The organism is Frankia umida, assembly GCF_023242945.1.
Lineage (GTDB): Bacteria > Actinomycetota > Actinomycetes > Frankiales > Frankiaceae > Frankia > Frankia umida.
In genome coordinates, this window is the sequence record NZ_JALKFT010000013.1 from 5983 (window position 1) to 27834 (window position 21852).

Genomic DNA, 21852 nt, shown 5'->3' on the forward strand with positions numbered 1-21852 from the left:
CGTTCTGGCCCGGCCGGGGCCGAGGTCAGGACGGGACCAGAGACGGCTCGGAGCGCGGTGCGAGCACAGCGGCGGCGAGCTGGGTCGCGGCGACGCAGCAGACCGTGGCCGGCCAGCCGGCGGCCGTCCAGGCCAGTCCGATCAGCGTGCCACCGACACTGGACCCCAGGTAGTAGCCGAGCAGATACAGTGCGGACGCCTCGGCCCGCCCGGTCACCGCCCGGGCACCGACCCATCCGCTGGCCACGGAATGGGCCGCGAAGAACCCCGCCGTATAGATGACCAACCCGGCCAGCACACAGCCAAGGTTGTCCGGCACCGTGAGCGCGAGCCCTGCCAGGGCGATCGCGATCGCCCCCAGCAGCACCGGCCGCCGGCCGAGCCGAACGGTGAGCCGTCCGGCCGCCGTCGAGGTCACCGTGCCGGCGAGATACGCGCAGAACACCAGCCCGATCGTCGCGCTCGACAGCCGAAACGGCGCCTCGGTGAGTCGGTAGGTCAGATAGTTGTAGGTGGCCACGAAGCCGCCCATCAGCACCATTCCGACCCCGCACAGTCGCAGAATCCCCCGGTCCCGCAGATGCCGCCGAATCACGACCCCCGCCCCACCGCCCCGGTCCGGCTGGTCCGCGGCACCGGCACCGACCGGCTTGCCGATGTCCGCCGACCTACGGCGGGTGCCGCGGCCGCGAGCCCGCACCCCACCGGGGACGGTCACCGCGAAGATCGCCGTGCACACGGCCCCGACCCCGGCCACAGCGGCGACGGCGACCCGCCAGCCGGCCTGGCTGTCAAGCGCCGCGGGGACGAGCCGGCCGAGCAGACCCCCAAGCGACGTCGCCGACACGTACATCCCGACCGCCGGCGCCGCCGCCCGCGGATGCACCCGATCGCCGATGTGCCCCATCGCCACCGCGACGACGGACGCCAACGAAAGCCCCGCCGCCCCCCGGGAGACCAGGAACAGCGGCAGGTTCGGCGCCGCCGCCCCCAACCCCACGCACAGGCAGCCCGTCACCAGCCCGACGATCATCACCCGGGTCGGACCGAACCGATCGGCCAACGCCGACATCGGCAGCACCGAGATCGCCAGCGCCCCGGTCGTCACCGACACGGTCAGACTGGACAGCGTCGCGTCCACCCCGAAGGTGTCCGCGATCTGCGGCAGCGACGCCTGCGTCGAGTAGAGCATCGCGAACGCGGCCAGCCCCGCCGCCACCACCGCCGTCTGCAGCCGCCGCAACGCCGGCGAACCCGGCAGCAACACCCCCTCGGACGTCGACGCCTCCGGCGGCACCGTCCCATCGCCGGCTGGAGCTGGACCGCCGGACAGAGGCGAGTCGCCCGGCGGCTCCGCGTCAGGTGACCGGGGGTGACCGGTCTTTGTCGCGGCGGGTCGCGACGCGGCGGGTTGTGGCGTGGCGGGTCGCGACGTGGCGGGTTGCGGATCGACGGCGGTCACGTGCTCCCACGTTAGGACGCCGGCTCCCGAGGCATCCCCGTCATGAGACGCCTCTTGCATCGCGCCCGCCCGCGGCCCCCGTCCACTCGTCTCGTCCAAGATCTCGGCGCGCCGGTGATCATGGCGAAATCGGCCCCAGCGCCCCAGCGCCCCAGCGCCCCAGCCCTCGGCGGCCAACTCCTCGGGCTGCGGCCGGATGCCGAGGGCTATTCGGCCACATGCCGAGGGTTGTTAGGTGTGGGGGGCCGAAATCCTCGAACAACCCTCGGCATGACATGATCATTTCCGCGATCTGGCCGTGATCTGACCGCGATGCGCGGGTGCCAAGGTGCTCGACTCCGCACCATCGCACCCTGAGAACCGCCCATATACGCATATATGGGACGGCAGTCTGGCTTGATCCCACCGTGCCGAGGTTCAGGGGCGCAACCCCTGGGCTGGCGACCGCGAAGCTCGGCCCTTACCCCCTCGGCATCCTCGCGTCCACACTGGACGTCCCCGCCGGACGACCGCGAAGCTCGACCCGCGCTCCCGCGCGGCGTGGGTGAGTCAGTAGACGCGCAGTTCCTCGAGCACCCGGTCCGCGTAGGCGACATCGCCGAGGACCTCGGTGCGGCCCTGGCGTGGTTCGCGGCCGGTCGCCCACAGGACGAAGTCCTGCGCCGATGCGCGCACAGTCGCCCGGCTGGTGCCCGCCGCCGGCCCGGTCCCGTTCGAGGTGGGGGTGATCTCGACCCGCTGGGCATGAGGCGCGATGTGGATCGAGAGGGGGTCGGGGCCGGTGATCGCGATGGTGAGGGGGTCGGTGAGCAGGTCCCGGAAGGACCGGGTGGTCATCTGCGGGATGCCGCCGGCGAGCCAGCGGACCGCGGCGGACAACCGGGCGGGGTCGACGTCCGGCAGGTCACGCTGGATGGGGCCGCGCGGGGCGAGGACGTCCCAGCGCAGGTGGCAGGTGGCGTCGAAGGTCAGGGCGTCGGCGAAGCTCGGGAAGGGGTAGGTGCCGGCGGTACCCATGCTGATCTGCCGGCTGGCCAGAGCGGGTGGCAGGGCGCCGAACAGGGCGGACGCGGCGGGTCCGGCGGTGCGGAGCAGCGCGAGCAGCTCAGCGGGTGGACGGGCGGTGAGAGCGCGGGCCTGGACGTCGGTCGCGGCCTCGAACTCGAGTCCCGGCGGGGGCGGCTCGGGTGGCAGCAGGCCGGTGATGCCGGCGATGCCGCTGGTCAGATGCGCGAGCACGGTGTGCAGCGTCCAGCCGGGGCATGCGCAGGGGAGCGCCCACTCGTCGTCGCGCAGGGTCTCGAACACCTCGACCGCCTCCGCGACCGCCCGGCCCAACGCCTGCGCGGCCGCCGCGGGCGTCGCCGTGTCCGCGGCGCCCGCGGCGGCCGCTGTCCTCGTTATGGGACGGGGAGCCTGTGACGGTGACTCAGTAGACGGTGACTCAGTAGACATAGTCTTCGCCGGTCGCGCGCACGGTCAGGTCGGTGATGGCGACGCCGAGCGGCTGGTCGATGACGTGGACGACGGCGTCGACGACGTCATTCGGGGCGAGGGTCCAGTACGGGGTCTGCTCGGGGTCGCGCGCGGCGGTGGGGAGACGGCCCTCGCGTAGCTCGGTGATGTGCTCCTGCCAGGACGCGATCCGGTGGGCGGCCAGGGGCGCGGCGGCCGAGCCGTCGATGATGGTGCCGCTGAGGTTCGTGCCGAGCACGCCACTGGGACGCACCAGGGTCACCTTGATCTTCCCCTGGCTTTCGACTCGCAGCGCGTTCGACAACGTCGCGACGGCGGCCTTCGTCGCACCGTAGACGGCAGCCCCGGCCACACCGGAGTTCCCGTAGATCGAGGAGATGTTGACGATGTGCCCGCCGTGCTCGGACATGTGGTCGTACACCGCGTAGACGCCGTGCAGGACACCCTTGAGGTTGATGTCGATGGCCCGGTCCCAGGCCTCGGCGGCGCGCGCGTGGTCGGCGAGGAACGCCAGCGGCATCACCCCGGCGTTGTTGACCAGCACGTCAAGCCGGCCGAACGTCGAGATGACCTGGGCGGCGGCGGCCGCGAAGGCCGGCCTGTCCCGCACGTCCAGACCGATGCCGAGCGCCCGCCCGCCGTCGGCCTCGATCGCGGCGGCGACCTTGCCGGCGCCGTCGGCGTCGACGTCGAGGGCCACCGGGATCGCGCCCCGTGCCGCCACTCGGGTCGCTATCAGCGCGCCGAAACCAGCCGCTGCGCCCGTGATGACGATCACCTTGCCGTCCAGGTGCCTGCTTTTGTGAAGGTCCACGGCGCTCACCCTAGGAAACGTCCGTGACGCGTGCCACCGTTGCCGCCAGCGCCAGCGCCAGCGCCAGCGCCGATGCCGGCGACAACGACGACAGCCGACCGTCGCCGGCCGTCGCTAGCCGTGGGCCGCGGCCCCGGACATGTCCATCCCGGGCATGTCCATCCCGGACATGTCATGTGCGCTGGGGCCGGTGTAGCCGAGGACCGGCACCGTGAGGGTGACGGTGCCGGCATGGGTGAAGACGAGGGTGAGCCGCACCTGCTCGCCCTTGGTCAGGCGGTGGACCGGGTGCTCCAGCATGGCGTGGTTGTGTCCGACGGCGAGCGTCGCCGTGCCGTGCGCGGGAACGGCGAGTTCGGTGACCATCCGCATGGACGCCGATCCGCCGCGGCTCACCGTGGTGTGCAGGCTGACCTGGGGCGCCGCCGGTGTGGTGATCGAGGTGAGGGTGTCCGGCGTGCCGCCGGTGTTGGTGACGGTGAAGTACACGGCGGCCTCCGTCTCGGACGACTGCTGCGGGATGTAGGCGCCGCGGATGTGCAGGTCAGCGACGTCCGCGCTGGCGGTACCGGGCGTGGCGGTCGGGACGCCGGTGGCCGAGCTGCCGCCGGTGGCCGAGCTGCCGCCGGTGGCCGAGCTGCCGCCGGTGGCCGAGCTGCCGGTGGTGGCCGAGCTGCCGGTGGTGGGTGGGGTGCTGGCGGTGTCCGGGTCGGCTGATCCGCAGGCCGCGGTGGCGAGCAGGGTTGCCGCGGCGAGCGCGGTCGCGGCGAGCAGCCGTCCGGCCCGATGGTGGCGGTGGGGGGAATGGCTGGTCATGGGTCAGCTCTCCAGAAGCTGCTGGCCGACGTGGCCCCCGGCGGGGGCGGCCGGCGGGACGGCGAACAGGGCGCTGCCGGTGTGGCGCACGAAGGCCGAGAGGGCGTCGAGGCGGTCGAGCTTGCGCTGGACGGCGGTGAACGCGGTGCGCGGGTCCGCCTGGTAGGCCAGGAAGAACAGGCCGGCGTCCGGGTCACCGTCGGCGTCCAGACCGTCCTGGTAGGAGTAGCCGCGGCGCAGCATCCGCACGCCGTTGTTGAACTGCGGGTGGGACAGCCGCACATGGGAGTTCGCGGGGATGACGGGGCTGTCGTCCGCCGTGCGGGCGAGGAAGTCCGGGTCGGTGTGCTCGCCGCCGCCGCTCAGCGGTGCGCCGTCGGACTTGCGCCGGCCGATCACCTTCTCCTGCGCGTCGACGGTGAGCAGATCCCACCGGTCCAGCAGCATCCGGATGCGTCGGGCGACCAGGTAGCTGCCGCCGGTCATCCAGGCCGGTGCGGTCGTGTCGGCCCAGACCGCCAGGTCGAACACGGCGGTGTCGGCGGCCGGGTTGTTGGTGCCGTCGAACTGGCCCATCAGGTTGCGGGGGGTGCCGGTCGGTTCGGCCGAGGCGGCCGCCGACTGGCGGAAACCGTGCTGCCGCCAGCGTGGGGACGCGTACCGGCGGGCGAGCACGTCCAGGGTGCGGGCGGCCGACGCGGCCACCATCGGATCCTCGGCGCAGATCTGCACGGCCAGGTCACCGTCCCGGCGGGCCGGGTCGAGCTGATCATGTGGGAAGGCCGGGATCGGGGCCAGCTGCGGGGGAATCCGGTTGGTGAGCCCCGCCCGCGTCAGCGCCGACGCGCCCAGCCCGAAGGTGACCGTCAGGGCGGACGGCGCGAGGCCGAGGGTCCGCTGGCCGCCGTCGGCGGGCTGCTCGCCGGCCATCACCGTGGCGGCGGTGCGGGTCCACGCGGTGAGCAGGTCCCGCAGTGCCGTGCGGGTCTGGGCCGGGGTGACGGCGGCATCGCCGGTCAGGTCGTAGGCGGTGAACACCAGGTGCGCGGCGGGAGGGCCGGCGATTCCCGGCTGATGGGGGCCTGCGGGCCGGACCGCGGCGACCGCCCGGGCCCGCTGCCGTTCCAGCGAGCCTGGCCCGTCCGGCCCCGTGGCGTGTTCGACCAGCGCACCGGTGACACCGCCCGCGATCCCGCCCGCGCCGACCAGCCCGACCCGGCCCAGGAACGCGCGCCGCCCCAGCCCCCGCCCGGCTCCCTGCCCGGGTCCCGGGGCCCGTCCCGCTTCGCGCGCTGAGGGCCCTCGCCCATCCGGCTCCTCAACGGGGTTGGACGGTGGGGCCGAGGTGGAGTCCGCCGTCATCAGGCACCCTTGACCAGGGTGGGCAGGTCGTGGGCGTAGTCGGCGGGGGTGATGCCGGCCAGGTAGACGACCCGGGCGACGCCGTCCGGGCCGAACGCGGTGACCTGCGAGCCATGGTCGACCACCCAGCTCCCGTCGGCCTGCTGGCGCGGCTTCTCCACCGGGATGCCGAACTGGTCGGCGTAGCCGGCGATCTGCTCCCAGGTGCCGGTGAGACCGACGAACGCCGGGTTGAACTGGGCCAGCCAGCTGTGGAGCACGGCCGGGGTGTCGCGTTCGGGGTCGGTCGTGATGAACACCACCGAGACCTTCTGCTGGACGGCGGCGCTGGTCTCGCTCAGGCCGGCGGCGATGTCGGCCATCGTGGTCGGGCAGACGTCCGGGCAGTGCGAGTAGCCGAAGTAGACCAGGGTGAGTTTCCCGGTCGTGGCGGCGCGCAGGTCGTACGGCTGGCCGCTGGTGTCGGTCAGGCGCACGTCCGGCTTGGGCATCGGGGCGGCCAGCGATGTCCCGCGCAGGCCGGACGCGTCGGTGGCGTCGTCGAGGTGGACGATCACCCCGTTGGCGTCCGCCGAGGTCGCCGAGCCCCCGCCGCATCCCGTCAGGGCGAGGGCCAGAGCGAGTCCCAGGGCCAGCGCCCCGACCCCGGCTCGGGGGACGGCCCGGCGCCGACCCCCGCCGCGGCGTCCGGACGGCTGCCCGCCGCCACGCGTACGACGCTCGGGGGAATCGGCGGCCCGGTGTTCGGCCGTCTGAGGTTCGGCCGTCTGAGGTTCGGCCGTCTGGTGTTCGACTGGCGGGTGTTCGGCTGGCGGGGTGGCGTCCACGCTGGGGATGTCCTTCGCACGTCGAGGAAGTCTGTGGGGGAAGCCGCGTGTTCGGGCGTCGACGGTGCCGCGGGCACGGCGAAGCACACGGTTCGTGGGCTGCCGCGGGCTCATGCCGGCGGCCCGCATCGGCGGGAGCCGGCGGCCTGACGTCGGCGTGGGCCGCGTCGGTGCGCCCTGATGTCAGCGCAGTGGCCCGGCCGGGCGTCGCCGCCCGGTGATCACGCGGGTCGGTCGCAAGCCGAGCCCGGTCAACCGCGGCCGGCGAACGCGCCGGCGGCGGGACCTGCGAGCGGCGGGCCGCGCCGGACGCACGTGTGGCGCAGCAGCCGGATGGCGGGGCGCCGTCCGCCGGCGGCGGGCAGCGGTGGACGGGCCGGTCGTCGCCCGCTGGCCAGGGCGGCCGCCGTGCGCAGCCACCGACCGAGCCGGACGGTCCGACGCAGCAGCTCGGTGGCGCGGGCGGCCACGGCGGTGAGGGTGGCCAGCAGCCGGGCGGCGGTGCTGGCAGCCTCGTCACAGCGCTGCAACAGCAACGCGGTCGCGGCGGCGGCGCCGAGATGGGCGCCGAGCATCGCCGGCGCGCCCTGCCAGGGCGCCAGCGGCATCCGGTGTGGCGCGGGCAGCAGGCTGGCCTGCACCCGCACCATGTGTCGCACGGCCGTGTCCGGCAGGGCGCCGCGGTCGGCGATGCACAGCCCGGCCTCGATCGCCGAGTACATCCGTCCGGTGGAGTTCGCCGTCAGGGCGAACAGGGTGTGCAGCCCGGCCTGCAGCGTGACCATCGCGGCGATGACCAGCGGAAGTGGACGCACCCGTGCGGTGAACGGCGCGGTCAGCAGCGCCACGCCGCCGGCAGCCCCGGCGAGCACGGGCCCGGGTGGCGCCCCGCCGTGCGTAAGCGTGTGCGCCACCGCGGCGAGCCCGGTGCAGGCCAGCGAGAAGGTGAGGCTGCGCGGCAACCGCGGCGTGGCGGCCCCGCCCAGCCCCATCGCTACCAGCACCTCACGCACATCAGACGTTCACCCTGACCAGCGGCGCCGACCAGCGGCACCGACCGGCCGGGACCCCACGGCTACCGGACCTTACGTCTACGTAGTGTAGAACGTCCCCGCGGCGCCGGATGACGTGACATCGACCGTTGGTGGTCGGCGGGCCACCCCTGGCCTCCTGAGCAGCCATCTCCGGTCGTCGCCCCCACCGCCCAGGCGACATCCGCATAGCCCGGACCCTCGCACCGTTCGCGGCGACCCCGGCGCGCCCCACGCGCGACACGGGTCGCCGCGGTCGGGTGCGAGGTGCCGACCATGACGACCCGTGTGAGCGGATCCTGCTTTCAGGCGTGGCGCGGGGCGCGTCCCCTCAGAGAAGGTGGGCGTAGCGGGGGGCGACGCGGTCACGGCGCAGGGTGGCGCCGATCTGCTTGGTGAGTTCCTTCGTGGAGCCGAGCAGGCCATCCAGGACGAGGACACGCTCGATGTGGCGGTGCAGGTCGTGTTCGGTGGTGTAGCCGATGCCGGCGAGGACCTGCTGGCAGTGTTTGGCCGCGGTGAGCGCGGCCTGGCCGGCGGCGGCCTTGGCCAGCAGCGAGCTGAAGTCGTCGCTGGCGAGCAGCAGGGTGGCCTCGGCACCGTCCAGGGCAACCAGGGTCTCGGCCAGCTTGTGCCGGACGGCCTGGAACGAGGCGATCGGCTTGCCGAACTGGGCCCGGGCCAGCGCGTGCTCCCGGGCGAGGGTCAGCATCGCGCGTCCCGAACCGACCAGCCACCAGCCCAGCGCCCGTCGCCCGGCGGCGAGGGCGGCGTCGGTCAGCGGCTCGCCGGCGTCGACCTGCCGCAGCGGCAGTGCCGGGTCGAGCACCGCGAACGCACCGGTCGGGCCGGTGCTCTCGACGGCGGCCCCGGCGGGCGGTTCGACGTCACGGGCCCAGACCAGCCAGCGGCCGCCGGCGTAGGGCAGCGACGGGGTGCCGCCGATCTCCTGGCCGCCCGCGGCGAGGACCACGTCGTTGAGTACGGAGGCGACCGCGCCCGTCTCCCCGAGCAGACCGAACACCAGCGGAACGGCCACCTCGGGCAGTTCGGCGAGCAGCTCGGGCCAGCCCAGCTCGGCCAGCTCGCCGTCCAGCGTCGGGCCGGCGACGGTGGACGTCATGATCTTGCGAAGGCTCTGTCCGAGCAGGTCCCGCTCAGCGGCGTCCATGAGTTATTCCTTCCCGAGGCCGAGCAGCCGGCGGGCGATGATGTTGCGCTGGATCTCGCTGCTACCGCCGTAGATGGTGGCCGCCCGGGAGTACAGGTACTCGGGGCGCCACTGCGAGTCGGCGAGTTCGACCGCACCGGGCAGCAGCTCGCGCACCGCGTCGTACAGGTGCTGCTCGGACGTGCCCAGCAGCACCTTGTCGACGGACGTCTCCGGGCCGAGCGGGAGACCTTCACCGAAGCGCAGCTGGGTGCCGTGCGAGCGGCAGCGGGCCGTGTGCAGACCCAGGTAGGTCGCGCCGAGAGCGGCCTCGTCCGGGTCGACGGCCTCGGCGAGCAGATGGTCGAACCGGGCGTACAGGTGGTTGATCCGGTGCCAGAAGGACGTGGACCGCTCGAACGGGAGCACCGAGCCCGCCACCGCCCAGCCGTCCCCCACCTTGCCGAGCATCCGGTCGGCCGGGATCACGACGTCGTCGAAGAAGACCTCGCAGAACTCCTCCTCGCCGTGCATCGCGAGGATCGGGCGCACGGTGATGCCCGGGGTGTCCATGTCGAGGAAGAACGCGGTGATGCCGCCGTGCCCGGGGCCGGTGCGGGTCAGCAGCACGCAGCGCTGGGCGAACTGCGCGAGGCTCGTCCACACCTTCTGCCCGTTGACCACCCAGGTGTCGCCGCGCTGCCCGGCCTTGGTGCTCAGCGACGCGAGGTCACTACCCGAACCCGGCTCGGAGAAGCCCTGGCACCACTGCTCGGCACCGCCCAGCAGTCGGGGCACCATCTCGGCCGCGAGCTCCGGCCGAGCGTAGTCGATCATCGTCGGGACGAGTACCTCGATGAGCGCGTAGAAGTTCGGCGGGGCAAGCTCACGGGAGGCGATCTCCTCCCCGAGCACCGCCCGCAGCACCGCCGGACCACCGAGGCCGCCGACGTGCTCCGGCCAGCCGTAGCGCATCCATCCGGCGTCGAACAGGGCCCGGCGCACCCGCCCGAGCTGTTCGACCTGTCCTGCCAGCGACCCATCGGGGCCGGGGGTCAGGTCGTTGTCTTCCAGCCAGGCGCGTAGGCCCGTCCGGAACTCGCTCACGTTCACAGGCGACTCCTCCCGTCGAACCGAACGTTATCCGGACGCCCCTCGCCTCTCGGGCGCTATGGTGAGGACCGCCACATCATGCCAGCCGCGCGGGGAAGCCGCCGGTGGCGATCGGGCCGCTGCGGGTGGCCGTGATCCGCAGCAGCGACTTGCCCTGATCGATCATCGCCTGGCGGTATTCGTCCCAGTCAGGGTGCTCGCCGGCGATCGCGCGGTAGTAGTCGACGAGTGCCTCGGCGGCCTCCGGGAGGTCGATGACCTCGCAGCGGCCGTCGATCTGCAGCCACGGTCCGTTCCACTCGTCGGAGACGACGACGACACTCACCTCGGCCCGGCGACGCGCGTTGCGGGTCTTGGCCCGCTCGGGATAGGTCGAGATCACGATCCGCCCGTCGGCATCCACCCCGCCGGTGACCGGCGAGGCCTGCGCCGACCCGTCGCCGCGGTAGGTGATGAGCAGCATCCGGTGCCGGGTCCGCGCGAACTCCAGCGCCGCCGTCAGATCGACCTCGGTGTTCGTCGCGATGGTGCGGGCCACGCCAGCCACCCCGTTCCCTGTCGGTGTTCCCTGTCGGTGTTCCGTGCGGGCGCTTCCGGTCGCTGCCCTGGGCGCGCGGTCCTTCTGAGGTGCTGGGCCGGGTGTGCCGCCTCGGGCGCGTTGTCCTGGTCGTCGGACCGTACCCGGCCGCCGCCTGTCCGCTCAGGTGCGCGGCACGGCCTTTTGTCGGACGGGTGAGGCACGATGGGCCCATGCACGCTGGGACGCGACGACCCGCGCACATCAGGCTGGATGAGGCCGGGCTGCTGGATGAGGTTGGGCCGGATGCGGTCGGCCGCGTGGCCGGCACCGGAGGCGGGTCTGCCCGCGGGTTCGCGCTGTTCGACACGGCGATCGGCCGTTGCGGCCTCGCCTGGGGCGAAGCGGGGCTGATCGCCGTCTCCCTACCCGCAGGGTCGGACGAGACGACCCTCGCCCTTGTGCACCGTCACCTGCGTGACCGCCGGGGCGACTCTGGCGAGACGTCCAACGACCGGGTGTCGGCCAGTGGGGGCTTCGCTGATCTGATCCAGCCCGGGCAGGGGGCGCGTCCAGCCGAGGTGGCAGCGGCGATCTCGCGGATGGCGGGGTTGTTGGCCGGCGCGCGGGACGACCTGGCAGATGTGCGTGTTGACCTGGGCGGGGTGCCGGCGTTCCACCAGCGGGTGTACCAGGTGACCCGGGCGATCCCGCCGGGGTCGACGCTCACCTATGGCGAGGTCGCGGCGCGGCTCGGGATGTCCGGCGCCGCCCAGGCGGTCGGGCGGGCGCTCGGGCGCAATCCGGTGCCCATCGTCGTGCCGTGCCACCGGGTGCTGGCCAGCGGCGGCGCCATGCACGGTTTCTCGGCTCCCGGCGGCATCGAGACCAAACACCGCATGCTCGTGATCGAGGGCGCTCTCGCTCCCGCGCCGCCCACCTTGTTCTGACGCGTGACCGGCCTCATCGCCGAGACCCGTACCTTCGGCTCCCGGGCTGTCTACCTGCGCTACCGGGTGGTGCGCTAGCCGAGGGCCGGCTGGCTCTGGTCATCCGCGGCGGGCGGGGCCGTTTCGGGGCAGCAGTGCGTCGCGGATCGGGCGCCACACGGTGCGGTCGGCCCAGCGGGTCGGCATGACCACCAGCACGAACATCGTCGCGCCGACGGCCCGGCCGATCGGGCGCACCACCGTCCGCCAGCCCCACGAGAGCGGGGTGACGACGAGCAGCCGCCACGCGAACCCCACAGCCTGCCCGGCCGGCACCAGGACAGTCCGCCAGCACCAGGACAGCGGGCGCACCACCACCACCCGCAGCGTGCGGACGAACGCCCGCCCGGTGGGCGTCGCCACCGTCCGCCAGAACCACACCGCAGGCCGGACGAGCAGCAGGTGCAGCAGGAAGCCGAATCCGCGCACCGTCCAGGCGGCCGTTCGCGCGACGGCCCGGACGACCGCCGCGACCACGTGGGCCACCACCCGGATGACCGTGGCGACCGCGCGCAGCACCGGAAGCAGCACCATCCGTCCGAACCAGTGCAGCGGCCGCCGCAACCAGTGTGCCGGCCGAACGACCAGAAGATCGAACAGCACGATGAGCACCTTGGCCGCCGGGATCACGACGTAAAGCCACAGCAACCGCGCGGAACCCGCGATCAGCCAGTCCCACAGCACCGTCCGTAGTGCTGTCCACAGCGCGCGCAGCGCGGGGACGAGCAGCCGGCGCCATCCCCAGGTGATCGCCCGACCGATCGGGACGATCACGAACCGCCACAGCGCGGTCAGCACCGGGTGGAAGAACCAGTCCCACAGCAGGGTCCGCAGACACCTGCCGACCAGCCGCACGAGTTCGTAGAGCAGCCGCAGCGGGAGGACGACGGCGAACGCGACCAGCCGTAGCGGCCAGACCACCAGGTACCGCACCGGACCGGAGGGCGCCGGCTCCGACGAAGGTCCTGACGACTGCGCCCACCCCGACATGACCCACCCCTGTCTCGCCCCACCTGTGCCGCGCATCCGTGCCATGCCAGCCGCGGCGTCCAGCAGAGCATGAACGCGGGTGTGCGGACAGGCAGGTGCGCGACAGCCCGGCTGTCCGACGGCCGACGCCCACCGGCAACGCCATCCGTACGCGTACTGACCGGTGGGCACCGGCTGGCCCGCGTGGATCCGGTGTCAGGGCGTCAGCCGGTGACAACCTGTCTCGGCGGGTCGGCGCGGGTCAGCGCGACCAGGGCGGCGGGCAGGGCGAACTCGACGCTGGCAAGCATCAGATGAAACCAGTGCGGCCGGCCGCGGTGGGCCAGGGACACCAGCCGGCTGGTTCCACCGGCGGCCATGAGCGCGGACAGCGCGCGCACCTCGCCGACGGCGATGGGACGGGACCGGCCGGCGCGCAGCCAGGCGAGGCCGTATCCGCCGAAGATCGTCAGGATGAAGCGTTCGTGCGAGTCCACCGAAGCGGTGACGTCGCCAGCACCGGGAACGGTGCGGGTCGTGCCGAGAGCGAGATGGTAGGCGCTGATCAGGACGCAGGCGCCCCCGGTGAGCTGGCACAGGGCGGCCAGGCGGCGCTCGTGGTCGTCATCCATCGGCTTCTCCGAATCTGCGAGGGGGTGTGCGCGGTCGGGCCTCGAAGCGCGGATGGCACAGGAATCCTTTCCAGAGGCCGGCCTGAAGCGGAGACTTCATGGTGTGAGCATCCTCGACGACGCCCGCGAGGGCATGGACCCCGCCGTCCGACCGCAGGACGACCTGTTCGGCCATGTGAACGGCCGCTGGCTCGCCGAGACGGAGATTCCGTCCGACCGGTCGAGCTGGGGGCCGTTCGTGCAGCTCGCCGATGCTGCCGAACAGCACGTCCGTGACATCATCACCGACCTTGCCGCGCGTGACCCCGCCACCCAGGACGAGGACGCACGCAAGATCGCGGATCTGTACAACTCGTTCCTCGATGTCGACGCGGTCGAGGCGCTCGGGCTCGACCCGGTGCGCCCGCTGCTCGCCGAGGTGCGGGCGCTGCGGGAACTCGGCGGGTTCGCCGCGCTGCTCGGCCGGTTCGAGCGGATCGGTGGCCGTGGCCTGTTCGGCTCCTATGTCGACACCGACGACCGTAACTCCGATCGTTACCTGTTCCACCTGAGCCAGGGCGGCCTCGGGCTGCCGGACGAGTCGTACTACCGGGACGAGAAGTTCGCCGAGATCCGGGAGAAGTACGTCGCCTACCTGACCCGGATGCTCGAGCTCGGCGAGCACCCGGAGCCGGCGGCGGCCGCCGCGCGCATCCTGGCCCTGGACACCCGTCTGGCCGCGGGCCACTGGGAGCGGGCCGACACCCGGGATGTGCAGAAGACCTACAACCTGCGTACCGCCGCCGAGATCGCGGCGCTGTGCCCGGCGTTCGACTGGGACGCCTACGTCACCGGTCTCGGCGGGCAGCTGACCGGCCCGCACGCCACGCTCGCGCAGGTGTGCGTCCGCCAGCCGTCGTTCTTCGAGCACCTGTCCACGGTGCTCACCGACACCCCGATCGAGACCTGGCAGGACTGGCTGACCAGCCATGTGCTGCGCGCCGCCGCGCCCTACCTGGCCAACGAGTTCGCCGAGACCAGCTTCGACTTCTACGGCCGCACCCTGTCCGGCACACCGCAGCTGCGGGCCCGGTGGAAGCGGGCGGTGGGCTTCGTCGAGGGTGCCATCGGCGAGGCGGTCGGGCGCGAGTACGTCGCCCGCCATTTCCCGCCGCGGGCGAAGTCGCAGATGGACGAGCTGGTCGTCACCCTGCTCGCCGCCTACCGTGAGTCGATCTCCAAACTGGACTGGATGACCGACGAGACGAAGACGCGGGCCTACGAGAAGCTCGAGACCTTCCGCCCGAAGATCGGCTACCCGGACCGGTTCCGCGACTACTCCGCGCTGACGGTCAGCCGGGACGACCTGTGGGGCAACTCCCAGGCCGCGAGCGCGTTCGAGACCGACCGGGAGCTCGCCAAGATCGGCAGCCCGGTGGACCGGGACGAGTGGTTCATGCTCCCGCAGACCGTCAACGCCTACTACAATCCCGGCACCAACGAGATCTGCTTTCCCGCCGGCATTCTGCAGTCCCCGTTCTTCAGCCCGGACGCCCACCCGGCCGAGAACTACGGCGGTATCGGCGCGGTCATCGGCCACGAGGTCGGCCACGGTTTCGACGACCAGGGCGCGCAGTACGACGGCGCCGGCAACCTCAACGACTGGTGGACGCCGGCGGACAAGGCCGCCTTCGAGGTGAAGTCGAAGACCCTGATCGAGCAGTACAACGGCTTCGAGACCCGCGGGGTGCCCGGCGAGAAGGTCAACGGCGCGCTCACCGTCGGCGAGAACATCGGCGACCTCGGCGGCCTCACCATCGCGCACACGGCCTACGTGATCTCCCAGGGTGGCGATGCGGCGCGCGACGACCGGCGCCGGCTGTTCCTGAACTGGGCGTACATCTGGCGGACCAAGCGCCGCACCGAACTCGAGCGCCAGTTCCTCACCACCGACCCGCACAGCCCCCCGGACCTGCGTGCCAACATCGCCCGCAATCTCGACGAGTTCCACGAGGTCTTCGACACCGTCCCCGGCGACGGCCTCTGGCTCGATCCCGCCGACCGCGTCCGCATCTGGTAGCTGGCGCGGAGCAGACCGGCCCCGCCTGGCAGCAGGTGGGGCCGGTCCCGTCCGGCGGCTCGTCCGCGGGCCTGCGGTTCTGGCTCAGGCGGGGGGAACCAGGTCGAAGGTGGCGAGGTCGCGGATGGCGGCGGCGGAGTTGGCGGCCATGGACAGGAACATCTCGTCCGAGTCGGCGGAGCGGGGTCCGGCCGCGTACATGCAGCCGATCATCGTGGTCATCGGTCCGTGCAGCATGCCGAGCCGGTAGTCCGTGAAACAGTCGTCGGCGCTGTAACCGTCCACGCCGAGTTCCACCAGCCGCTGGTGGTAGGCGGCGACCAGGGCGACCTCGTGGCGGCGCCGGTCCGCCGGGGGCAGCGCCGTCGACAGGAAGTAGGCGAGGTCGCGGCCGGGGAAACCCTCCTCGAGGGTCTGCCAGTCGACGGTGACCACGTGGCCGTGCTCGTCGAACAGGAGGTTGTCCAGCCGGTAGTCACCATGGATCAGCGAGCTGTGGTGGCGGATCCCCTGGCCCCACCGGAAGAACTCCTCGGCGCAGCGCAGCAGCGTCGCGCTGTCGGCCGCGGACAGCTCGGCGGCGTACCGGCCGACGAACCCGTCGGCCGCGCCGAGGAACAGGGACTGCTGGAACCGCAGCGTCTCGTCGTCCGCGCGGCGCAGCCAGGCGGCCCGGCCCTGAAGGTCCGGGTCACCCCAGAACGGCGCGTGCAGGCCGGCGAGGTTGCGGACGGCGAGGGTGGCCTGGTCGGCGGTGCACCCGTCGACCTGCCGGCCGGGGCGGGCGGGTGCGGCGTCCTCGAGCACCAGGGTGTAGCTCAGGCTGTCGGCGCTGATGGCCGCGCTCCAGCAGCGCGGGATCTGCATTCTGGTCGACGAGGCGAACGTCTGGTAGAAACCCGTCTCCTGGCGGTAGGCCCGGCAGATACGAGCTCTGGCCACTCGGTCACCGGCGTGCATCTTGAGGACGACGGTGGCCGGTGCCGGGCCGGCGGTCTGGCCAGGTGCCGGTTCCAGGTGGAAGCGGTAGCTGGCGCCGGTCTGGCCGGTGCCGATCGGCTCGAAACGTAACGCCGCGATCTCGACGTCCGTCCCGCCGGTCCCCAACGCCCGGGTCATCCACCGCGGGGTCACCTCGTCGGGTGCCTCGACAACGAGAACCTCATCGTTCGACGTGGGCATGTGAGCTCCCTCCATGATGTCGGTATCGGTGTCGGTCAGACGAGGGTGGCGCCACGGTCGACCGGCAGCTGCACGCCGGTGAGCGACCGGGCGTCGTCGCTGGCCAGGAAGACCACCGCGCGGGCGATCTCCTCCGGGGCGGACAGGGACTGCTTGAGTACCTGGGAGTAGGACACGCCGTACTGCGGGTTCTCCCGGAAGATACTCTCCGGCGTCATCGAGACCATGGGCGTGTCGACACCCCACGGGTGGACACAGTTGACCCGGATGTCGAAGGCACCCAGTTCCACCGCCGCCGTCCTCGCGAGGCCGACCAGCCCGTGCTTGGCCGCCACGTAGTGCGCCATACCCGGCAGGGCCTTGGACGCGCCGACCGAACCGGTGAGGACGATCGAGCCGCCGCGACCCTGCTCGATGAGCACCGGAACCGTGCAGCGCAGGGTGTGCCAGACCCCGGTGAGATTCACGTCGATCATGGTGTTCCACTCCTGCGGCGTCAGCTCCCACAGCCGGCCCCAGGTGGAGATGCCCGCGTTCGCCACGACGACGTCGAGCCCACCAAGCTCCCCGACGCCCTCGGCCACCGCCTTCTCCATGGCGACCAGGTCCCGGACGTCGGCCCGCACCCCCACGAACCGCGCTCCGGACGCCGTCACCAGGCGGCCGGTCTCGGCCAGGTCCTCCTCGGTGGCCGGCGGGTAGGGCACGGTGGGCAGCTCGGCGCACGCGTCGACGCCGATGATGTCGGCGCCCTCGGCGGCCAGGGCCACCGCCTCGGCCCGCCCCTGCCCGCGGGCGGCCCCGGTGACCATCGCCACCCGACCGGAAAGGCGTTCGCTCATGACATGGTCCTGTCTGCTGATGGTGGCGGGTGCGCGTCCGGGCGTCGTGCGGTGCGGGCGTCGTGCGGTGCGGGCGTCGTGCGGTGCGGGCGTCGTGCGGTGCGGACTGTGGGCTGTGGGCTAGGTGGTGAGCCGCAGGCCGGGCATCGTGGCGTCGGCGCGCCAGTCGGCGAGCATGGCGAAGAACGCGGTCGGTGAACCGCCGTACGGGCTGTTGCGGGCGTTGAGCCGGGTCAGGTCGCCCTCGGCGTTGAAGTAGCTCGGCGTGCATTCGGACTGGAAGGCCCGCTGGTCCCGCGCGGCCCGTTCCACCTCGGCCACCCAGGCGTCCTGGGCCGCCGGGGTGGGCTCCACGACTCTGATGCCCTCCGTGTGGGCGCGCCCGACGATGTACGCGATGTGCTTCGCCTGCTCGGCGATGAAATGGGTGAAGTTCAGCGAGAAACCGAACTGCACGTGGGACATCAGGAACAGGTTGGGGAAACCGTGGGCGAGGATGCCGTGGTGGGTCTGCGCGCCGCCCGCCCACCGGTCGAGCAGGGTGTCACCGCCACGCCCGGTGACGCCGTAGCCGAGGCGTTTCGCGAACGGCGTGCCGACCTCGAACCCGGTGCTGTGGACCAGGCAGTCGATCGGGTACTCGCGACCCGCGACGACGACACCGGTCTCGGTAATGCGCTCCACGCCGCGGCCACCGGTGTCCACCAGCGTGACGTTCGGCCGGTTGAACGCCGGCAGATAGTCGTCGTGGAAACAGGGCCGCTTGCAGAACCGGTCGTACCAGGGTTTCAGCGCCTCGGCGGTCGCCGGATCGGCGATGACATCGTCGACCCGGGAGCGGATGCCCTCCATCGTCTGGAAGTCCGCCAGCTGGACGAGCCAGGCCAGGTCGTCGATCGGCTCGCCGCGCTCGGTGCGGCGCGCCATCAGCTGGCGCAGGTTGCGGGCGACGGCGGTCCAGCCATCCTGTGACAGGTCCTCGTCGACCGGGCCGCCGGAGGTCAGGGTGGTGAAGTTGTCGATGAGTCTCTGCTGCCAGCCGGGCTGGAGCTGGGCCACCCAGGACGGGTCGAGCTCGGCGTTGTCCCGGGCGTCGACCGCCGACGGGGTGCGCTGGAAGACGTAGAGCTGTCCGGCCGCCGCGGCGAGATGCGGAATGCACTGCACCGCGGTCGCACCGGTGCCGATGATGCCGACGGTGCGGTCACCCAGCCGGTCCAGGCCGCCGTCCGCGGTTCCGCCGGTGTAGTCGTAGTCCCACCGGCTGGTGTGGAAACTGTGCCCCTTGAACGATTCGACGCCGGGAATACCGGCGAGTTTCGGGCGGTCCATCGGGCCGGGGGAGACGATGACGAACCGGGCCCGCATCGCGTCGCCGCGGTTGGTACTGACGATCCACCGGGCGGCGTCCTCGTCCCAGCGAAGATCGGTCACCTCGGTCTGGAAACAGACGTCGCGGTACAGATCGAAGGTGCTGGCGATCCGCCGGCAGTGCTCGAAGATCTCCGGCGCCGGGGCGTACCGGCGGCTCGGCAGGGATCCGAGCTCCTCCAGCATCGGCAGGTAGATCGTGCTGGCCGTGTCGCAGGCGGCCCCCGGATAACGGTTCCAGTACCAGGTGCCGCCGAAGTCACCGCCCCGCTCGACGAAGCGCAGCCCGTCGGTCACGCCCACCTTGCGCAGGTGCGCGCCGAGCAGCAGCCCGGAGAACCCACCGCCGACCATGACGATGTCGACCTCGTCGGTCAGCGGCTCCCGGGTGAAACCCGGCTCGACGTACGGGTCGGCGCTCTCACCGGCTAGCTGGTCGCGCAGGCGGACGAACTGGTCGAGCGCGTCCGGGCGTAACCGCTTGTCACGTTCGGCGCGGTAGCGGGCTCGCAGGGCCACCGGATCGAAGCCGAGCTCCTCGTCCAGCGCGCTCCCGCCGCCGTGCTCCTGCATCGGTGCCTCCTGGTCGCCTGGCTGGCCACCGCCGTGACCACCGGATGGCGTGGGCTGAACCCGGCTGTCGGAAACCTGGCCGTCCGGACAGCGACCACCTCAGCAACGACAATCGGGACTGGACACACGTGCAGTCAAGCGTTCATCGCACCGCCCGCCGACCCGCTGACCCGCCGGCTGGTCGGCCGGCCGGTCGGTCGGTCCGCAAGGATCGGCCAAGCGGTTGACATCCTCCCCGGTCTGAAGGCCGGGGATTCCTACCCTCGCGGGCAGGTTTTCCTGTTTCGCTGACAGACGCCTCCCCACTCTAGGAGTGGGGTGGTCTCACTCCGTCTCCGCAGGCGATCACGGCGAGCCCCGCCGCGAGAACATTCCGTGCCGCGTTCACATCCCGGTCGTGGACCACACCACACCGGCAGACCCATTCCCGGATGTTCAACGGCAGCTTCTCGACGAGCGTCCCGCAGGACGAGCAGGTCTTCGAGCTGGGATACCAGCGGTCGACAGCGACCACGTCGCGTCCGTACCAGCCGGCCTTGTATTCCAGCATGGTCCGCAGATCCCGCCAGCCCGCATCCGAAATCGCACGGGCAAGACCGTGGTTACGGACCATGTTCCGTACGGTGAGATCCTCGACGACGATCGTCTGGTTTTCGCGAACGAGTCGAGTCGACAGCTTGTGCAGATGATCCCGCCGCCGGTCGGCGATCCGACCGTGGATCCTCGCGACCTTCAGCCGGGCCTTCGCCCGGTTCGCGGAGCCCTTCTTCTTCCGGGACAGTTCCCGCTGTGCCCGGACCAGCCGGGCCCGGTCGGTCCGCTCGTGCCGCGGGTTGGCGATCTTCTCCCCGGTGGACAGCGTGACCAGCGACGTGATGCCCGCGTCCACCCCGACCTGCCCGTCCGCCGCCGGCAGCGCCTCGGTCGGGCAGTCCACCAGGATCGACACGTGATACTGGCCCCGGCTGTTCCGGGACACCGTCACCCGCGACGGCACCGCGCCGTCCGGGAACGGACGGGACCAGACGATCCGCAGCGGCGCGGCCTGCTTCGCCAGCTTCAGCTGCCCGTCCCGGAACGTGAAGCAGTTCCGGAAGTAGGTCGCCGCATCGTTCGTCTTCCCCTTCCGCTTGAACGTCGGATGGCCGGCCCGTTTTCCCCAAAAGTTCACGTAGGCGGTTTGGAGATTCCGTAGCGCGGCCTGCAGCGGGCCTTTCGACGGCTCGGCCAACCACAGAGTGTCCGGGTCCCGTTTCCACCCGGTGAGCATCAGATCGGTTTCCCCGTGGCTGATCCGCCGCTGTTCCTGGGACCACACCCGGCGCCGTTCCGCAAGCGCCCGATTGTAGACGTAGCGGACACAGCCAAACGTTTTCGCGAGGTTCTCCATCTGGTCGAGGTTCGGGTAGAAACGGTAGCGGTATGCCCGCTTTACCACCCGACTTCCCATACCTGGCAGAATACACGATTCCCCGGTCATTCTGGCAGCCGAGTTGACGCGCTGACCCCGCCCTGAAGGACGGGGCCTGCGCGCTACGTTTCCCGGTCACCCGGCCGGGTCCGGTCGGGGCAAGCGGTCCGCAAGCCAGCGCCCGCCCGGAGCAAGCCGTCACCAAGGCGCCGCCGGCACGGTGAGGTCGTCCCACCTCGACGACCATCCGGAGACCGCGCATGTCCACCCTCGTGCCCACCGCCTCGTCCACACCGACAGCCACCGCCTCGCCGCTGGAGGTGTCGCCAGCGGCGAGCCTGGCGGCGCCGCTGGCGGTGCTCGCCGAGGAGATCCACGGTGATCCCGTGGAATGTGGCGGTGCCCGCGGACCATGTGGCCGCGGTCGTGGCGGCCGATGTCGCCGACGTCGTGGCGGCGGTGCGGTTCGCCGACGCACACGGCCTGACGGTCGCAGTCCAGGCCACCGGGCACGGCGCCGTCGTCCGGTCCCAGCCAAGTCTGCTGGTGCACACCGGACGCCTCGACGAGGTGAGCATCGACCCGGTGGCCCGCCGAGCCCGGGTCGGCGCCGGGGTCCGCTGGCAGCAGGTACTCGACGCCGCCGGCCAGGACGGCCTCGGTGCGCTGGCCGGGTCCGCGCCGCACCGAGGACGACACCCCCACGGTCGTCTCCCACTCCCCGTGGATGGGCGTGCCGATCGGTGTCGCCCGCGGCGACGACACCGTCGACGCGCTGATCGCCGCCGAGGTCGCCCGGGTCGAACCGGTCACCTGGACGACCCACGGCCGCCTCACCCTGCTCGCCCACGCGCTGGCCGACCGTGGCCTGGTCGAGCATGCCCCGACACTGGCCGAACGGCTCGCCCGGTCGCCGGTCACTTCGGCCACGTCGGCCTGGTCGGTCCGATCCCGCTGGCGCTGGCCCGGCTCGCCGCGCTCACCGGTGATCTGCCCGCCGCCCGCGCCCACCTCACCACCGCCACCGAGCTCGCGACCCGCACCGGCGGGGTCGGCGCGCTGCTGCGCTGCCGTCTGCTCACGGTCCAGCTCGCTGTCCAGTCCGGCCGTCCACTCGACGACCCGGCCCGCGCCGAACTCGCCGACATCGCCGCCCGCGCCGAATCCCGCGGTATGCCCGGCCTCGCCCGCGACGCCCGCGGCCTGCTCGACCCGTCCAGCTAGCGCGGATATCCCGACTGCGGAGCGTCAGAATC

19 protein-coding genes are annotated in these 21852 nt (G+C 72.2%); 3 read left to right on the forward strand and 16 right to left on the reverse strand.

All coding sequences use genetic code 11. From position 1 onward, the window contains the following. Positions 1-25: 25 nt before the first annotated feature. From MXD59_RS14210 to MXD59_RS14255, 10 genes are all read right to left on the reverse strand, one after another. On the reverse strand, positions 26-1297 hold the full coding sequence (locus MXD59_RS14210; RefSeq protein ID WP_248825234.1) for an MFS transporter: 1272 nt from the start codon (positions 1295-1297) through the stop codon (positions 26-28). 714 nt (positions 1298-2011) lie between these two features. Further along, positions 2012-2800 (reverse strand): maleylpyruvate isomerase N-terminal domain-containing protein, encoded by a 789-nt coding sequence (locus MXD59_RS14215; protein ID WP_283096908.1) that lies wholly within the window; start codon positions 2798-2800, stop codon positions 2012-2014. A 106-nt stretch (positions 2801-2906) separates the two neighbouring features. Beyond that, positions 2907-3752: an SDR family oxidoreductase gene (locus MXD59_RS14220; RefSeq protein WP_248825236.1), complete on the reverse strand. Its 846-nt coding sequence runs from the start codon at positions 3750-3752 to the stop codon at positions 2907-2909. A 114-nt stretch (positions 3753-3866) separates the two neighbouring features. Continuing rightward, entirely contained in the window at positions 3867-4568 is a 702-nt protein-coding gene (locus tag MXD59_RS14225) for a copper chaperone PCu(A)C (protein ID WP_248825237.1), read from the reverse strand. A gap of 3 nt (positions 4569-4571) precedes the next feature. Beyond that, positions 4572-5930 carry a Dyp-type peroxidase gene (locus MXD59_RS14230; protein WP_248825238.1) on the reverse strand — a complete coding sequence of 453 codons (1359 nt, stop codon included), beginning with the start codon at positions 5928-5930 and terminating at the stop codon, positions 4572-4574. Continuing rightward, positions 5930-6757: an SCO family protein gene (locus tag MXD59_RS14235; protein ID WP_248825239.1), complete on the reverse strand. Its 828-nt coding sequence runs from the start codon at positions 6755-6757 to the stop codon at positions 5930-5932. Before MXD59_RS14235 ends, MXD59_RS14230 begins: the two co-directional genes overlap by 1 nt. 251 nt (positions 6758-7008) lie before the next feature. Then, on the reverse strand, positions 7009-7761 hold the full coding sequence (locus tag MXD59_RS14240) for a hypothetical protein (RefSeq protein WP_248825240.1): 753 nt from the start codon (positions 7759-7761) through the stop codon (positions 7009-7011). 358 nt (positions 7762-8119) lie between these two features. Next, positions 8120-8959, reverse strand: a complete 840-nt coding sequence (locus tag MXD59_RS14245; RefSeq protein WP_248825241.1) for an acyl-CoA dehydrogenase family protein — start codon at positions 8957-8959, stop codon at positions 8120-8122. A gap of 3 nt (positions 8960-8962) precedes the next feature. Then, a complete protein-coding gene (locus MXD59_RS14250; RefSeq protein WP_248825242.1) occupies positions 8963-10051 on the reverse strand; it encodes an acyl-CoA dehydrogenase family protein in 1089 nt (362 codons plus the stop codon). A gap of 76 nt (positions 10052-10127) precedes the next feature. Next, complete coding sequence (locus tag MXD59_RS14255; RefSeq protein WP_248825243.1) at positions 10128-10589, reverse strand: PPOX class F420-dependent oxidoreductase; 462 nt, start codon at positions 10587-10589, stop codon at positions 10128-10130. 299 nt (positions 10590-10888) lie between these two features. Here MXD59_RS14255 and MXD59_RS14260 point away from each other — a divergent pair, with 299 nt between their 5' ends. Beyond that, entirely contained in the window at positions 10889-11518 is a 630-nt protein-coding gene (locus tag MXD59_RS14260; RefSeq protein WP_248825244.1) for a methylated-DNA--[protein]-cysteine S-methyltransferase, read from the forward strand. A 99-nt stretch (positions 11519-11617) separates the two neighbouring features. Here the strand turns inward: MXD59_RS14260 and MXD59_RS14265 are convergent, their stop codons facing one another. Together MXD59_RS14265 and MXD59_RS14270 are read right to left on the reverse strand one after the other, a co-directional pair. After that, positions 11618-12547, reverse strand: coding sequence for a hypothetical protein (locus MXD59_RS14265; protein ID WP_248825245.1), 930 nt, complete (start codon positions 12545-12547; stop codon positions 11618-11620). 203 nt (positions 12548-12750) lie between these two features. After that, positions 12751-13158, reverse strand: a complete 408-nt coding sequence (locus MXD59_RS14270; RefSeq protein WP_163550544.1) for a DUF4345 domain-containing protein — start codon at positions 13156-13158, stop codon at positions 12751-12753. A 103-nt stretch (positions 13159-13261) separates the two neighbouring features. Between MXD59_RS14270 and MXD59_RS14275 the strand changes: the two genes are divergently transcribed. Then, positions 13262-15217 (forward strand): M13 family metallopeptidase, encoded by a 1956-nt coding sequence (locus tag MXD59_RS14275; RefSeq protein ID WP_308301706.1) that lies wholly within the window; start codon positions 13262-13264, stop codon positions 15215-15217. Positions 15218-15301: 84 nt separating this feature from the next. Here the strand turns inward: MXD59_RS14275 and MXD59_RS26470 are convergent, their stop codons facing one another. The 4 genes from MXD59_RS26470 to MXD59_RS14295 form a co-directional block, all read right to left on the reverse strand. Beyond that, entirely contained in the window at positions 15302-16399 is a 1098-nt protein-coding gene (locus MXD59_RS26470; RefSeq protein ID WP_283096898.1) for a phosphotransferase, read from the reverse strand. 35 nt (positions 16400-16434) lie between these two features. Next, positions 16435-17241, reverse strand: coding sequence for a mycofactocin-coupled SDR family oxidoreductase (locus tag MXD59_RS14285; RefSeq protein ID WP_248825246.1), 807 nt, complete (start codon positions 17239-17241; stop codon positions 16435-16437). 120 nt (positions 17242-17361) lie between these two features. Further along, positions 17362-19185 (reverse strand): flavin-containing monooxygenase, encoded by a 1824-nt coding sequence (locus MXD59_RS14290; RefSeq protein ID WP_248825247.1) that lies wholly within the window; start codon positions 19183-19185, stop codon positions 17362-17364. 307 nt (positions 19186-19492) lie between these two features. Then, on the reverse strand, positions 19493-20623 hold the full coding sequence (locus tag MXD59_RS14295) for an RNA-guided endonuclease TnpB family protein (RefSeq protein WP_248825248.1): 1131 nt from the start codon (positions 20621-20623) through the stop codon (positions 19493-19495). A gap of 351 nt (positions 20624-20974) precedes the next feature. Between MXD59_RS14295 and MXD59_RS14300 the strand changes: the two genes are divergently transcribed. Next, positions 20975-21820, forward strand: coding sequence for an FAD-binding protein (locus MXD59_RS14300; protein WP_248825249.1), 846 nt, complete (start codon positions 20975-20977; stop codon positions 21818-21820). Positions 21821-21852 lie beyond the last annotated feature (32 nt).